The sequence below is a fragment of the Paraburkholderia agricolaris genome, assembly GCF_009455635.1.
GTDB classification, from domain to species: Bacteria; Pseudomonadota; Gammaproteobacteria; order Burkholderiales; family Burkholderiaceae; genus Paraburkholderia; species Paraburkholderia agricolaris.
On sequence record NZ_QPER01000001.1, the window covers coordinates 1,246,376 to 1,261,062 of the forward strand.

Below are 14,687 nucleotides of genomic sequence, written 5' to 3' on the forward strand. Positions count from 1 at the left end.
GTGGTGGTTCATCGCAATATCGACCTATCCATGAGCGTCCCTGACTTTGATTGTCGCTACCGTGCAAGCCTGCAATCCGTTGCCGAATGCAGCGGTGCATTTGCGTGCTGGATGCAGGCCGCCGCGTTGCCGCGTTCACTGGCTGAGCCGCTTTCGCTCGCGCTCGAAGAACTGCTGGTGAATATCGTCACGCATGGTTGCGCGCAGGACGAGCGCCGCATCTTCTCGGTCGCCGCAGTCTGTTCGGCGGAGGGCGTGGTACTCACGCTGCGCGACGACGGCGCCGGCTTCGACCCCACGCGCGCACGCGCGCCGGATATTCATGCGCCGCTAGCGCAGCGCGAGCCTGGCGGCCTTGGGCTGTGGCTGGTTCATCACCTCGTCGACAAGCTTACCTACCGGCGCGTGGGCAATGAGAACGAACTCACGCTCAACAAGCGCTACACGGCCGGCGGATCCGCGGCGGCGTCAGACGCGACCGGCTAGCAACTGCCAGTCCCGCCGGAAGGCGACTGCGTTCTGCGGCGCGGCGGCGCGTGCGGATGTCCGCGCGTGCATTTCATATTCGGCAACCCAGTACTTCGCCGCGGCGGCGAAGCGCTCCAGGTAATTCTTGAGCGCATCCGCCCCGACCACCATGTCCTCGAGGCGTGCGCACAGGATGATTTCGCCGGCGGGCTCGTCGAATGCGAGACTCGCGCCGCCGGTCTTACTACCGAATGTGTTGCCTTTCAGCAGCATCAGGCAGGCATCGTGCAGCACGCTGTGCACGTTCGATGCGACGATGCTGTACAGGTGCAGACACTGCCCATCTGGATCGGCCTCGATGTGCAGACTCGGGCAGCCTTCAATCTGAACGAGGGCGAGTCCGCGGTCGTCGAGTTGCAACTGCGGCAGACCAATGACGATGCCGATCTGAATTGCCATTGCTTTGGTATCCATAGGGTTTTATTCCGCCAGATGTGGGCTGATGTTGCCGGATGCCGGGAGGGTTGGATGAGGCCGGACTACAGGGAAGGGCCCCGGCCGCATGACGCCCTTTCCCCATGTATTACCGCGAAAGTTAGCCTTCGAGGCCGAGCAGGGTTGCGACGCCAATGACGTCGGCTTCGTTGACGTTTTCGGGCTGGTGATCGAAAACTGGGTTAGGCCACATCCCGCCATCGACGGGTAGGCGATTTTTATGGATGTTATGAACAAATGACACGCATGAGGCCATGACGAGAAATTGCGGTTGCGTCCGCCCCGGCAGAACTTTGCCGAACTGCGAGTCGTTGACCTCGTAATATTTCCGATTGACCGCTGCCAATACGTTGAACAGGCTGGTGACACTATCTTCGTCAAAGAGATGGGCGATCGAGAACGCAAGTTGTTCGGTCAGTTCCCCTTTCTCGTCGCCGCCTATCTCGCTGCTGGCGCCGACAGCCGCCCACGCGTCAGCGGCGGGCCATATTTTTTGTATAAGCGCGTAGGTCACGACCGGGCCGCCAGCTTTCTGAATACTGATCAGGTCTCCTTTTACCTTCTCGGAGGTCTTGATTGGGGAGCCGAACTTGTTCCCTACGTAGAAAGTCATCGGTTCATCCCTTGGAGCCTGCGAGGACGAAGCATCAAGGGGATCCGATAACCCCCCGAATTCATTCGGGTTCTTGAATGCGATATTCAGCCCGCTAACCTTATTCAGTTCCGTAACGACACGCTCATTGCCGGCGCGCCACGATTTCAGCATGAGTCGCTGGGTGTTGCCCTGGCTGAAAGTAACGAGTTTGTCTTCTCTCTCAGTGCTGCGGGCATGAGTCCGTTGTTTTTTAAAGTCCAGATCTGCCGTCAGTTTGATCTGTGCGGTGTCCAGCAGTCGATTTTTCGTATCGAGGGGTATCGTGTCCTTATGAATCGCGGCACGGTGGACGTGTGAGATGCGCACGCGCTGGTCTTCGGGAATCAGCTCCGGCTTGCGCAATTCCGGCAGCGGCTCTTCCGCTGCCGGACGCCCGATCGAATGCGGCAATGTCGGCATCGACCTGTACAACAGGGTTTCCTCCCCGCGGTTGGGCGCGTACACCTCATAGCGAGGGGCGTCAAAGAGCTGCGCAAAGAAATCGATGAGCCTGTCGAGAATCGAGTTGGAACGCGTTACCAGGCTATCACGTAGTTCGCGTGACGGCGTGACGGCATCAGCCGATACGAAATAGCTGGTGGCGGTGTGGGTCTCCTTTCCATTGCCTTGCCATTTGTTGACCGCGCGTTCGACGAGGCTGTCGTCACGCTTGAACTCCACGATATGCCGCAGATGGATTTCGAGCGCGGGTTGAGTCTCGAACTGGATGACTTTGCCCTGCTGGTCGGCGACATGGGCGTAGGAAAGGCGGGTGTGAATGAGAATGCCGTTCTTGAGCGGGACAAGGTTGACGGCCCGCACTGGTTCGCCGACGGGCTTGAGCGGCGAATCCTTGAGCGGCTCGGTGATTACGCCTTCCGCGCCTTTCAGCATGAAATGGTCGAGGGCGGGGCCGAACATTCGCATTGCATCGTCCGCATGGGGAAACTGTGGCCCGTTCGCATTCAGCTCGCCGATCAGGTTGCGATAAATCTGCTCCCTTTCCAGCAGATCGTCATTCTCGCTGGTTTTAAGTGGCGTGCCGTTGATCTGCACCACTCCAGCTTTGGTGAGGTCATCCGCTCGCAGCGCAATGCTAGGGCTTTTACTGAATAACCGTTGAATCGGCGGCATCGATTTCGAGCCATGCGAGATGGTACTACTCGCCAGTGGGCCGGTAGCCATGATGGATTCCTTTTATTGTGCGGTGAGGCGCGAGGCGCCGGATCGGCCTGAAAGCCGCGGCGAGCCCATACCCGCCGCGCACTGAGTAACCGATCCGGCAGCATGAGTTCCGCAGTTCAGGAAATCATATGATCCGTGCCGGCCCGGTAAGGGCTGTTCAAGGCTGAAGACCAAGCAATATCGAAACGCGCGCGACCTCTTCCTTGTCAACCTTCTGAGGCGTGTGATTTGGAACGAAACTAATTTTTGTGTTGGGATCCTCAAGTTTCTGCCCGCTGTGAACGGTATAAAGCATTTCTACAAACCTGGACATTCTCTGAAACTCGCGTTCCTTCAACGCTGGCAGCGTCGCGAACGGGGAGTTGTCCACGTCATAAAACTGTTTGTGGATTTGTGCGAGTACGTCGAACAGGTCGGACACGGTTTTTTTGATAAATAGATCCTTTGTCAATGTGGCAAAGTGCTCCAGCGCTATGACTTCCGCGTCCACTCCAATCGACGGCACCTGTTTTTCGAAGGCGGTGAGGATTCTCTGAATGAGCAGATAGGTCGCGACCGGGCCGCCCTGCTCTTGAATGCTCTGGATGCCCACTTTCGCGTTTGGGGAAACATCGAGACGGTCCTTGATTTCAGCATCGACGTAGAAAGTAATTCGGCTTTGGGTTACGGTTGATTGTTTGTCCTTCTCGTCGGCCTCTTCCTTGAGCTGTTTTTTTTCCGCAGCGTTCAACAGGGAGTTGGGGTCAGTGTCGCCCTTACGCCAGATTTTCAACTTGCGCGGCTCATTTTTCCTGTTATTCACTTCTTCGAAGTCCTGCTGGCTTCCAAATTCGAAGGGAATATCCCGAATCCTTCTGATCATTGAATGGATACTTTCTCCCGTATCCCCGCGCCTCGCGCGCGCAATGAGCCGATCGAGGTTGAGCGCTTCAAACCTCTGATACACGGCATTTTCGGCCGTCAGAGTCTGATCTTGTTCATGGAGTTCGTTCTGCTTTTCAAGCACAAGCTTGCGTTGCTCATCGAAGGCGAAATCTGCGAATGCGTTTATCTTCAAATGTGCAGTCATGGAATGCCCTCGCGATCCGACGTCGAGCGTCCTATGGTGAAACGCTTCGCGGTGGACGTGTGAGATGCGCACGTGCTGGTCTTCGGGAATCAGGCCGGCGACGCGTACCTGCGCCCCATCGGCTTGCAGTTCGGCTGTCGAAGGCGTCAGTTTCGGCGTCGAGTCGAGGAGCCGCACTTTCTCAGAGCGATTGGGCGAGTAGATCTCGTAGCGCGGTGTGTCGAAGAGTTGGGAAAAGAAATCGATGAGTCTGTCGAGAATCGAAGCGGACCGTTCTACCAGGCTGGCACGAAGCTCGGGAGACGGCGTGACGGCATCGGCCGACAGGAAGTAGCAGGTGGCCGTACGATTGTCGATTCCGGAGTCTTTTATCCGGTTCGCTACGCGCATGAGGACGTTGTCGCCATGATCAAATTCCACAACATGGCGTAGATGGATTTCGAGCGCAGGCTGGTTGTCGAAGCAAATCTCCTTGCCGTTCTGGTCCGCACGTTCGTAGGATAGGCGAGTGTGAATGAGGAACCCGTTCTGGTACGGCACCAGGTTGATGGCCCGCGAGGGTTGACCCGCGGGTGTCACAGGTGTACCTGCGAACGATTCGGTGACGATGTTCTCTGCACCTGGTTTCATCAACTGCATGAGCGCCGAATCGAATATTCGCCAGGCCCCAATCTCTTTGGCGAACTTCGGCCCGCTGCTGTTCAAGTCATCGATCATCTGATCGTAAATTCTGTTCGCATCCAGTGGCCTCCCCTGGTCGTCGCACGTTTTCAGCGGTTTGCCGTTGATCTGCACGACTCCATCCTTGGCGAGATCGTCGTATCGCAACGCCATGGAAGGGCTTTTACTGAACAACCGCTGAATTAGTGGCAATGAGCCTGAGTTGTGCGAGATGGATGTACTCGATAGTGGGCCGCAGGCCATAGCCGATTCCTCCTTTGTGTCATGGACCGGTGGGCATCGGGTCAACCGGAAAGCCGGGGTGATCTCCAATCCCATTGCGCATTTGGTAACCGAATTGAAAGCCGGAGTTCCACAACCGGAGATGCGCTCCTGCTAATCCCGGACCGGCATGGAACGATTCCGTGCGTTCGTGTTACTTACGCCATGTCGCGCTTTGCCCGCTTCGCGCCGAAGTCAATCTTCATGGGTGACGTCCATCGGACGACGATCTTCTCGTCGGGTACATGGTCTCGTTAGCGGGCACGTTTCTGGAGAGGGAATATGAGATTTTCTGAGCAGGTTGTATCTCGTTCGTCGCAAAACCAGCCGTTAATGGTGAAGGTACTTAGTGAGCCGACGAGTTCGATGACAGGCGACGCATGTTTCGACGGTTGGCTGAAAGAATATGTGGACCGGCCAGGCGAATGCCAGATCGGCGGAGAGAAGCTCGATTTTCCTGACCTTCGAGGAACCCCCAACGCTGGGCGTGCCGCGTACGAGAAAGTTGTCGATCGCCTCGTCGAACTCAGCGAGCTGAGGGGGGTGAGCCCGGCGGCCGTGCGAAGGGTGTGCGAGACGGTGGCCAGGAATTTGTTGATGAACGGGGTTGCGGGCGCGGACGGCATGGCGTTTCTCCGTCGCCCATCGGACGGCTATGCGGTCAATCCAGACCGTTCGGTCGTCAACGTCGTACCGCTTGACGATGGATTTTTGCTCCACAAGACAAGCCTCTGCAGAACCGTTAAGTTGCTCCGCGAGAACGGCACTGCGGAATATGTCGAGGCGGAACTCGGCGTTCACGCGCTGGAAACCGACTATCGGGCGATCTTTCATGTGGAGACGGAGAACCGCGTCGTGAATGGGATTGCGCACACATTGCACGGTGCAGGAAAGAGCGAGTATCAGGTGAGGGTGCTGCCGGTGTCGTTCGATATCACGACGCCATTCAAGGACGTTCGGGACCAGTTCGTCGCCAGCCAGGAAACCATCTGGGACCGGCTATTCGCCATTTTCGCGCAACTGTTCGACGCACCCCGATACGTATTTTATCAACCCTGCAAGGCAGAAAAACAGTCTCTTGCAGACTCGCGGCCAAAACTTGGAGGGGACTCTGTTCCGGTGCCTGCCAAAGCGTCGGCGAATGGCAATGCTCTGGTACGTCGTCCCGCCACGCTGGTTGGCAAGGAGCGGGTCACCAGGCTGACAACCACGCACCGACTGCCGGTGGAAGCGGAATCGAGAAAAATTGTTCTGGCTGCCGGGATCGATATTGAAATCAATCCGGGCGCGCCTGAGAGCAAGAAAACGCAGCTTGCGGAGTTGACAACGGCCGACCAGAAGCTGAAGGATGCGCGTGATGCGAAGAAACCTAATGCAACGGAATTGTCCTCTCTTAGGGACAAGGAGTCCGCGCTCGGGGGCGCAGTCCGGCGGCATAAATTGATGCTGGAAACGTACGTTGATACTTGCCTGAAGGCCGACCTCGTTGGGGATAACAAGAATCTGATCGAGCAGTTCGTGAAGGTATCCAATGTTACGCCGACCGTCGGTGATCAGTTCGGCAACCTTGTGCACAAAGCGATGTCGGATTCGAACGGCAACCAGACGAGCGCGCTTGCGCGGGTCGACGCGGTTTTGCGCAAGGAGCTTGGCCCGGACGCGGCAAGAAAGCTGGTGGAGAACGTCCGCAACATTGGCAATGAAACGCAGGATGAACTCCCGCCGGACGATGCTGCCGGTGGGGGACTCTCGGTGCATCTGAGGGATCTCGGCACGAGTGACCTTCAAGCGATGCTCGACTTTGTCGAGATGCTGGAGGTCACCCTCAGCCTCGGCACGTCAAACACGGAAAAATTCGAGGAGGAATATTGGAAATCAACTCAAGGGGTGCCGCACCACGAACGGCGGCAGACGTTGCAGGAGATGCGGGAAGGTCTAAAGAAACTGGAAAGCAGTGAGGTTGTCCTAAAGAATGCTGAGACGGCTGGGCAGAACGATTTGGTTCGGGCGATGGAGGCGCTGCAAAACGGCAACATCGAGCGTGCAATCCGGCGTATGTGGGTAGGAGGTTCCGCCGCGCGCGAGGACCTCCGGGACGTGGCGTTCCACCGCTCGAAAGACAACAAGAAGCCAGTCGAGATCAAAAGCCCCGTTTCGCTCTACATAAAGGTCCTCGCCGACATGGCTCTGATCCGAGCGGAATTGGCCGCTTTGCCGCACGATAGCGCCCAGACTTTCGAGGGCAAGTTAGAGGAGCTGGTGACACAGATGCTCAAGAACGGGATAGTGAGCCACTCTCTCGTCCGGAGCACCCTGACACTGCTCGCCACGGCTAACAAAACCGAGGCCAACAACGGGGTGCCCAATGCCAGCGACCCGAAGGCGGGCATCGCGATAGTCGACGAGACAGTTCAGGAGGCGAAAAAAATCCTCGAGAGTCTGGAGGAGAAACTGCGCCCCGACGGGTATCAGGAGCCCGAAGGCGGAAACTCCGACAATGTCAAAGAAATCGACCTGGAAAGAGAGCGGATCCGCATCAATGGGTTCCGTGAACTGATCCTCGTGTAAGCGCGGCCGCGCTTCGAAAGTGTGCGTCGCCGCGAACTTTTTTCGTGTGTTTGTTACTGAACTGCCGACCCCGCCCGCACGTCCACCGGGTGGCGGCCGCGCCGCGGTGCTGGAAGTCTCGGCGCGGCGCACCCGTTGCGTACATGGCGCTCGCCGGTATCCGGCGGCGCCAGAGCGATTGCGTACGCGGCGCGAGGTGGCAGACGGAGGCACGATGAAGATTGAACCGGTGGCGCAATGGCCGCTGCTGACGGACGGCGCAGCCGTGGACGGGGTCTACGCGTATCGTTTCGAATGCGAAGGATTCGGTGCGCAGGCCTTTCTGGTGGCGCAATGGCGCGGCGAGGAGTGCGTGTCGCGGCCTTACCGCTTCGAACTGCTGCTGGCATCACCGCGCGACGACATCGCGCCCGCCGATCTGCGCGGCCGTCGCGCGACGCTTGCCATCACCGGCAGCGAAAACGCGCCGGTGGCGCGGCGTCAGGGGGTGTTGACCGTCGCCGAGCAGTTGGACCGTGACGATCACTGCGCCTGGTATCGCGTCACACTCGAGCCACGCCTTGCGCGATTGCGTGAGACTGTCGGCAGCGCGACCTATCTGGACATCGCGCTGCCGGACCTGATCCGGCAGGTGTTGCGTGATGGCGGACTGGTTGCCGAGGCGTCCGGCGCAGGGGCCACCGGCGACTTTCGGATCGCGTCATCGTCTGTGGACAGCACCCCGACCCATGCGAATTTCGTATGCCAGTACGAGGAAAGCAACCTCGACTTCCTGTCGCGCCGCCTCGAGCACGCGGGCTGGTACTACGCGTTCGAGCAGGGCGAGCGCGGCGAAACGGTCGTGTTCTACGCGGCGCGCGATCAGCAGCCCACGCGCGCCGTCGAACTGGCGTACCGGCCCGCTGGCGTGTTGCGTGCGCAAGCGGATGTTGCCAGCGTGAGCAGTTTTCACCAGCAATCGTGCGATGCGCCGCTAAGCGTGGTGATGCGGGACTTCGCGGGTACACGCGCGCGTCTGTCGCTCGACGTGTCGCAGGCCGTGGATGGCGGCAACGTGGGCGCATGGGCACGCTACGGCGATCATTTCGACAGTGAACGCGACGGCGAGCGCCTTGCCGCATTGCGCGCCGAACTGGCCGCCTGCATGGCGGGGCACTACACGGGCACCTCCGGCGCGGCGACTCTGTGCGCCGGTCAACCGGCGGCGTTGCGCGATCACTTTCGCGACGCTTGCAACATCCGCTTTTATGTCACCGAAGTGCGTCATGCAGGCAGCCAGCCGCTGCCACTTGTCGCGCCGCGCGATGCCGCGCGCGCAAGCAGCTATCACAACACCTTCGTTGCGTTCGAGGAAAGCCGGCAGTTCCGGCCGCCGCTGGCAACGCCCTGGCCACGTATGCCCGGCTGTGTCAGTGCGGTGATCGACGCGCAGGGCGACGGCGGTATCGCCGAGTTGAACGAGCACGGTTGCTACAAGGTGCGCTTCGCGTTTTGCGCGGCACAGAACGCCGGACGCAACTCCGCATGGCTGCGTCTCGCCACGCCGTACGCTGGCGCGACGCACGGGATGCATTTTCCGCTGCACAAGGGCAGCGAAGTGCTGGTGGCATTCGTGAACGACGATCCGGACCGGCCGGTCATCGTCGGTGCGGTGCCCAACTCCGAAAATCCGGGCGTGGTCACGCAGGCCAATCCCACGCAGAACACGGTCCACACGGCGGGCGGCAACAGCCTCGTGATGGACGACCAGGACGGCGCGCAGCGCGTCGCGCTGTCGTCGCCCACGGCCACGAGCAGCTTTGTGCTGGGCGCCGCGGCACAGCAGGGTGCGGCGCTTAGTTCGCAGGGCCATGTGGATGTGCAGGCGGGCAGCTATCACCGGGCGGTGGCGGGCGCGTACGAGGAACACATGTATGGCCTCGGCAAACAGCAGTTGACCCAATCAAAGAAGCCGCCGCACCAGTCTGGCAATTCGACGGTCGAGCAGCTTGTGAACAGTTCGCACCGTGCGGGCCAGCATCTGGCGTTCGAGGCGACTCAAGGCGCGGGCATGATAGTGCAGAACTACCTTGGCGCGACGGTGCAAAATTATGCCGGTCTGCTAAGTGAATTTGTGGAGGGAATCAACACGAACATCAATTCGGGGCTGACGTTCGAGACATTTGTCGGCGCTCACGTCGAGCTGCATCGGGGCATACATTACGAGAAACACTTTGCTCTGAAGGAAACCAGCGTGCCAGAAAAGACGGTCCTGGTTGATGGCCTGATGCTGTTGCAGACCAACCGACTGGTGGCTAGCGGTACGAGTTCCAATTTGCAATTTAACACCGTCATGTCATTCGCGGAAGAGGAGATGATTCTCGAGGCTGGGGAGAATATTTCGCTCAGCGCATTGGACGGGATAACAGTAACGAGTCCCGCGAGTGTTACTTTGACTTCCGGGGAGAATGTGATCGAGGTCAACGATGAGGGCGTCCAGGTTGTGGCGACGGAGGACATCAGTCTCGGCGCGGCCGGCGATCTCGCCGCCACCGCCGCGATGGTGGCAATCGGGGCGACAGCCGAGGTGTCGTTGACCGGCGCCACGGTCACTCTCGAGGCGACGGCCGGGGTGGAAATCGACGGTCTCATCATCTTTCTCGGCTGAACCGCATGCGCATCGACAAGCCAGACGAGCCGCTCGTGTTATTGCATCATGGCGAGCAGGCCGGCCGACCGTGCCTGACGGTCACCGTAGGGTATATGTCCCGCTTTGACGGCGCACTCATGCGCGAGCAGCAGGCTTGGCAGGCGCTCGTCGCGCGGTTCGCGGGACAACCGTTCGACGAGGGTGTGAAAAAGGCGCGCGGCACCTTTGCGGTGGCGGGCGCGGCATGTGCGCCGCGTGGCGAGACGGTGACCTCGCTGATCGTGTCCGCAAGGTTCGCGCAACTTCGCAAGCGTCTCGCGGTGTTCGGTGATCGGTCCTGGCGGCACAGCGCGGCCGGATGGCTCCCGGGCGATCCGCAACCGTTCACGCGGATGCCTGTCGACCTGGCGCATGCGTATGGCGGCCCTGGCTGGCAGGAGAATCCCGCGGGGCGTGGCCACGCTCAGGCGCCGCACGATTGGGCGCGTGTGCCGCTGCCGAATGTCGAATGGATCGACGCGCTCTGCGTGGCGCCTTCGAGTCGTCCGCAGCCGGCCACGCTGGCTATGTTGCCGGGCGGCGTGCCGGCGCGCGCGCAGTGGCTGGGCGATATCGCGGCGCACCTGCGCGCGCGTCGTGGGCGGGGTTACCCAGCGGACATCGACTTGCGCTATTTCGACGCTGTCGCGCAGGACCAATGCGCGACGGGCTACTTTGCCGGCGACGAAACGTTTGCCGTCGAAGGGATGAATGAACGGGCCGGCATTGTCGAAGGCGCGCTGCCGTGTGTGCGTCCGCGTTTGCTGTGGCGCGCGGCCACGCAGAAGGAGGATGCCGCGGATGTTTCGCCAGTGTTCGAGAGTCGGCTCGACCTGGATACGGTCTGGCTGTTTCCGAACGACGAGCAGGTGCTGTGCCTCTATCGCGCCTGCTGGCCCGTCACCGATATCGATGCTGACGACGTCGGCGCGCTGCATATCGTGACCGAGCGTCTCGCCGATGCGCCGGCCACTACCGCGACGTTGGCCGAACGGTGGCGCGAAACGACGGCACGGCGCGCGGTCGCTGCACCGACGCGGGCTGCCGCACCTACGCCGGTACTTGCACCTGACTCTGCCGCGGCACCAGTCGACGATGCGCCGACGCCGCGCGCCGAGAGCGCGTGGGCTGAGCATCTCGCCAGTCATCAACGGGTCATTGAGCAGTTCAGCGCGCAGCCGGACGCGCACTCACTGCTCGCCGAGCTGCCCGCGCCCGATCGTGCGGCATTCGACGCGCTGCGCGCGAAGCAACCCGGCGCGCCGGATACGTTTACACGCGAAGCGTTCGACGCCCGGCTGCGTGTCCATCTGGAGCAAGCGGGTCTGCCAGGCAGCGCGGTGCAGGACATGCCGGGTGCGGGCGGCGCCAGCACGTCGAGCATGGCGCTCGCTGATCTGCCGGCGCAACTCGAAGCCTTGCCGCTGGCGCAGCGCGCGGTGGTGCTCGAACAGTGGCATGGCATCGGCGCCATGCCGGGGACCGCGGCGCAACGCGCGGTGACCGCAGCGGCCGCGCTTGCGGCGCATCCGGCCAAGCCCGCGCCGTCGGCGCAACCGGTCATCGACAAGACCGCGTTGCTGGCGCGGCTCGCCAAGGGTGAACCGGTCCGCGGGATCCGGATGAAAGGTCAATGCCTTGCCGGCCTCGATCTGGGCGGTCTCGATTTCACGGACAGCGTGTTCGAAGCGTGCGATTTCAGCGGTGCGCGTCTCGCGCACGTCCATTTAACAAACGCACGCCTGAACGGCTGCGATCTCTCCAACGCCGGATTGGCACAGACAAGCGCGCGCCGCGCGTATCTGACCGATTGCAAACTCGATGCCGCCGACCTCGCCGCAAGCGACTGGCAGGTCGCCCGCTGGGAGCGCTGCACGGCGATCGGCGCGACGCTGCGCGATGCCGACCTGTCGCAAGCGACGCTGCGCGACGTTGCACTCACGCGTGTCGAAGCCGCGGGTCTGCGCGCGTCGCGCGTATCGTTCGATTCATGCCGGCTCGACGACGCCGATTTCAGCGCTGCCGCCTTATCTCGCTCGACCTTCGCGCATTGCGACGTGGACCGCCTGCGACTCCAGAGCGCCGAACTGGACGGTGCGCAGTGGCGCACGGTGCGGGGCGCGGACCTCGCGCTGTGCTCGGCGCGACTGGCGAACTGGCGCGTGTGGGGCGCCACCTTGCTGCCCGGCGCCGACTTCACCGGAGCGAACCTGTGCGGAGCCAGCCTGCGCGACAGTTCGCTTGTGAAAGCGTCGTTGCGCAATGCGGTGCTTGATCAGGCGGTTGTACTGGGATGCGATCTGAGCGGCACCGACGGCACACGCCTGAGCGCGCGCGGCGCGCAGTTTACAGGCTCGCGTTTCACGGATGCGCGCTGGCGCGGTGCGAATCTGATGGGAGCTTCGCTGCGCAAGACGCACCTCGCGAACGTCGACTTCGAAGGCAGCAATCTTTATGGCGTGCGCTCGCGCGGTGCGACGATTGCGGGCGTGCGTATCGAACGCGCGCTGACAAGCCGCTGCGAACTGCTGGAGACCTTGCCCCATGAATGATCCGAACGCCACTGACATCACGCCCCTGACACGCGAAGCGCTGGCCGAACGTCTGTCGCGGGGCGGCACGGTGCGGCGCGTCTGTTTGCGCGGCGGCGACTATCGCGGGCTGGCGCTCGGCTCGACGCGGTTCGAGGATATCGACGCGCGCGGCGCGCGCTTTGACGATGCGCAGCTGGAAGGAACGCAATGGCTACGCTGCCGGCTCGACAACGCCTGCTTCGACGGCGCGCGACTCGCGCGCGCGCGTTTCAGCGGGTGCGCCGCGACGCAGTCGCGCTGGCGTCGCGCGCAGCTTGTTCGAGCGGCATGGACTCAGTGCGAACTGGCGGGGGCCGGTTTCGACGCGGCAGACCTTACCCGCACGACATGGATTCGCTGTCGTGTATTAGGCATCGTGTTGCGGGACGCGATGTTCACGATCGTCTATCTGAAGGAGTGTGAACTGACCGATGTCGACCTGACCCAGGCGCAATGGAGCAGCGTACAGATGCACGGCGGCAGCCTGCGCGGCACACGCTTCACGCAAGCGCGACTGCATCAGTGCGGCTTCGCGTCGGTAGAGGCGGCCGGCGTCGACTGGTGTGCTATGGACGCTGTCAACGTGGCCTTCGTGGCGTGCGATCTGCAAGGGGCGCGGTTTTCCGGCGCGCAGTTACACGGCGCGAAGTTCAATCGCTCCAACCTGAGCGGCACGGACTGCTCGGGCGCGCAACTCGCGCTCAGCTTCTGGCGTCATGCGAGGGCCGACCACGCGAATCTGCGTGACGCGTGTCTCGACCACGCCGATTTACAGCATGCGTCGTTGCGCGGGACGGACTTCGCGCGCGCGTCGGTAGTCGGTGCGCGTCTGCTGTGCGCGGACCTGGATGGTGCGAACTGGGACGGTTGCGCGCGCGACCAGGCGCGCCGCGACGATCCGCTGTTGCTCGAAGCGCTGCAATGGCAGCCGTCTGTCTGAATGGTGCACGACGAATTTACGAGGGAGAACGAATCATGCAGTCTGTACGGAATTCGCGACGGCAATCACTCACGCAGCAGACCCAGACCTCGTCGGCTGCCGTTTTTCACCACGCGCGGGTCATTGCGCGGGGCACCGACCGCTCCCTTGCTGTCGTTTGCGAGACCGGTTCGCTATGCGCGAGTGTCGCGGACGGCTGCCTGTTACGTCCCGACGTCGGCGACATGGTGCTCGTGTCGGTCACGGAGCGCGACGCCTACGTTGTCACGGTGTTGTCGCGCGCGGCGCAAGCCGGCGGCGCGGTGCTGCTTGACATGGGCGAGGGCGTGACGCTCGCGGCCGAGAGCGGTGTCCTCTCGATCGAGGCCGCACGCGCGTCGCTGCGATTCGCGCATTGCGACTGGTCGAGCGGCGTGCTGCATTGCCATGGCGACGTGGCGGAATTCTCATGGCGCGACCAGCGCACGTGGAGCGAACGCAGTGTGGAGGCCGCGGCGGAAAAGCGCGAGTACTTTGGCGAGGCTTCGCGGCACGTTGCGGGCCATGAGGAGCACAGCGCCAATTCACTGCGTCAACGGGTGACGGAAGACTGGTCCGCGCAAGCGAAGGACATCAGTCTGTTCGGCACCGAGCGCGTGAAGGCGGACACCGACGGCGACATTCAACTGGGCTAGGCCCGCGAAGGAGGCGGCATGTTTCAGATGACCTGCGCGGGCGGCATGGCATTCGCATTTCCTGACGTGTGCTGGACGCCCGCCGGCCCCGCGCTGGTGCCGGTGCCCTATCCGAACCTGGCGTCGGGCGCGTGTGCCGATCCGGATACGGCGGTCGATAGCGTGCTGGTGTGCGGCATGCCGGCGCTCAACCAGACGAGTGTGATTACGTTCAGCCAGGGCGACGAGGCCGGTACCGGCGGTGGCGTGATTTCGGGCGAGATCATGGGGCAGGCTACATTCATAACCGCGAGCATCAGGGTCATGATAAAGGGCGTGCCGGCTACGCGGCTGACGGGCGCAATGGCGCAAAACGGCGCGCTGCCCAATACGGAAGGCGTGGTGATCGTACCGTCTCAAACCGTTGTCATGATTTTGACGTAGGGTTGGGAACGCCAACGGCACCGAGGTTACAAAGCGATAGCTCAAAGC

Annotated in this window: 10 protein-coding genes; 7 read left to right on the plus strand and 3 right to left on the minus strand. The window is 61.7% G+C overall.

What is annotated here, in order from left to right; translation table 11 throughout:
* The first annotated feature begins 30 nt into the window (after positions 1-30).
* Positions 31-486: an ATP-binding protein gene (locus GH665_RS05675; protein ID WP_167530909.1), complete on the plus strand. Its 456-nt coding sequence runs from the start codon at positions 31-33 to the stop codon at positions 484-486.
* Here the strand turns inward: GH665_RS05675 and GH665_RS05680 are convergent.
* The 3 genes from GH665_RS05680 to GH665_RS05690 form a co-directional block, all read right to left on the minus strand.
* Positions 469-942: a type III secretion system chaperone gene (locus GH665_RS05680; protein ID WP_153135013.1), complete on the minus strand. Its 474-nt coding sequence runs from the start codon at positions 940-942 to the stop codon at positions 469-471. The genes GH665_RS05675 and GH665_RS05680 overlap by 18 nt on opposite strands.
* A gap of 121 nt (positions 943-1,063) precedes the next feature.
* Positions 1,064-2,782: a hypothetical protein gene (locus tag GH665_RS05685; protein ID WP_153135014.1), complete on the minus strand. Its 1,719-nt coding sequence runs from the start codon at positions 2,780-2,782 to the stop codon at positions 1,064-1,066.
* A 157-nt stretch (positions 2,783-2,939) separates the two neighbouring features.
* Positions 2,940-4,685, minus strand: coding sequence for a hypothetical protein (locus tag GH665_RS05690; protein ID WP_153135015.1), 1,746 nt, complete (start codon positions 4,683-4,685; stop codon positions 2,940-2,942).
* Between the two features lie 390 nt (positions 4,686-5,075).
* Between GH665_RS05690 and GH665_RS05695 the strand changes: the two genes are divergently transcribed.
* The 6 genes from GH665_RS05695 (at position 5,076) to GH665_RS05720 (ending at position 14,639) form a co-directional block, all read left to right on the plus strand.
* Positions 5,076-7,361, plus strand: coding sequence for a hypothetical protein (locus GH665_RS05695; RefSeq protein WP_153135016.1), 2,286 nt, complete (start codon positions 5,076-5,078; stop codon positions 7,359-7,361).
* A 214-nt stretch (positions 7,362-7,575) separates the two neighbouring features.
* On the plus strand, positions 7,576-10,008 hold the full coding sequence (locus GH665_RS05700) for a type VI secretion system Vgr family protein (protein WP_153135017.1): 2,433 nt from the start codon (positions 7,576-7,578) through the stop codon (positions 10,006-10,008).
* A 5-nt stretch (positions 10,009-10,013) separates the two neighbouring features.
* Positions 10,014-12,581 (plus strand): DUF2169 family type VI secretion system accessory protein, encoded by a 2,568-nt coding sequence (locus GH665_RS05705; protein WP_153135018.1) that lies wholly within the window; start codon positions 10,014-10,016, stop codon positions 12,579-12,581.
* Complete coding sequence (locus tag GH665_RS05710) at positions 12,574-13,542, plus strand: pentapeptide repeat-containing protein (RefSeq protein ID WP_153135019.1); 969 nt, start codon at positions 12,574-12,576, stop codon at positions 13,540-13,542. Before GH665_RS05705 ends, GH665_RS05710 begins: the two co-directional genes overlap by 8 nt.
* 35 nt (positions 13,543-13,577) lie before the next feature.
* Positions 13,578-14,216, plus strand: a complete 639-nt coding sequence (locus GH665_RS05715; protein ID WP_167530910.1) for a DUF3540 domain-containing protein — start codon at positions 13,578-13,580, stop codon at positions 14,214-14,216.
* 18 nt (positions 14,217-14,234) lie between these two features.
* Positions 14,235-14,639, plus strand: coding sequence for a DUF4150 domain-containing protein (locus tag GH665_RS05720; RefSeq protein ID WP_153135021.1), 405 nt, complete (start codon positions 14,235-14,237; stop codon positions 14,637-14,639).
* Positions 14,640-14,687 lie beyond the last annotated feature (48 nt).

Excerpts from the sequence above, each read along its gene's own strand:
- GH665_RS05710 (WP_153135019.1), top strand. The coding sequence starts at position 12,574 with ATGAATGATCCGAACGCCACTGACATCACGCCCCTGACACGCGAAGCG.
- GH665_RS05695 (WP_153135016.1), top strand. The coding sequence starts at position 5,076 with ATGAGATTTTCTGAGCAGGTTGTATCTCGTTCGTCGCAAAACCAGCCG.
- GH665_RS05705 (WP_153135018.1), top strand. The coding sequence starts at position 10,014 with ATGCGCATCGACAAGCCAGACGAGCCGCTCGTGTTATTGCATCATGGC.
- GH665_RS05690 (WP_153135015.1), bottom strand. The coding sequence starts at position 4,685 with ATGGCGTTGCGATACGACGATCTCGCCAAGGATGGAGTCGTGCAGATC.
- GH665_RS05720 (WP_153135021.1), top strand. The coding sequence starts at position 14,235 with ATGTTTCAGATGACCTGCGCGGGCGGCATGGCATTCGCATTTCCTGAC.
- GH665_RS05675 (WP_167530909.1), top strand. The coding sequence starts at position 31 with ATGAGCGTCCCTGACTTTGATTGTCGCTACCGTGCAAGCCTGCAATCC.
- GH665_RS05700 (WP_153135017.1), top strand. The coding sequence starts at position 7,576 with ATGAAGATTGAACCGGTGGCGCAATGGCCGCTGCTGACGGACGGCGCA.
- GH665_RS05715 (WP_167530910.1), top strand. The coding sequence starts at position 13,578 with ATGCAGTCTGTACGGAATTCGCGACGGCAATCACTCACGCAGCAGACC.
- GH665_RS05680 (WP_153135013.1), bottom strand. The coding sequence starts at position 942 with ATGGATACCAAAGCAATGGCAATTCAGATCGGCATCGTCATTGGTCTG.
- GH665_RS05685 (WP_153135014.1), bottom strand. The coding sequence starts at position 2,782 with ATGGCTACCGGCCCACTGGCGAGTAGTACCATCTCGCATGGCTCGAAA.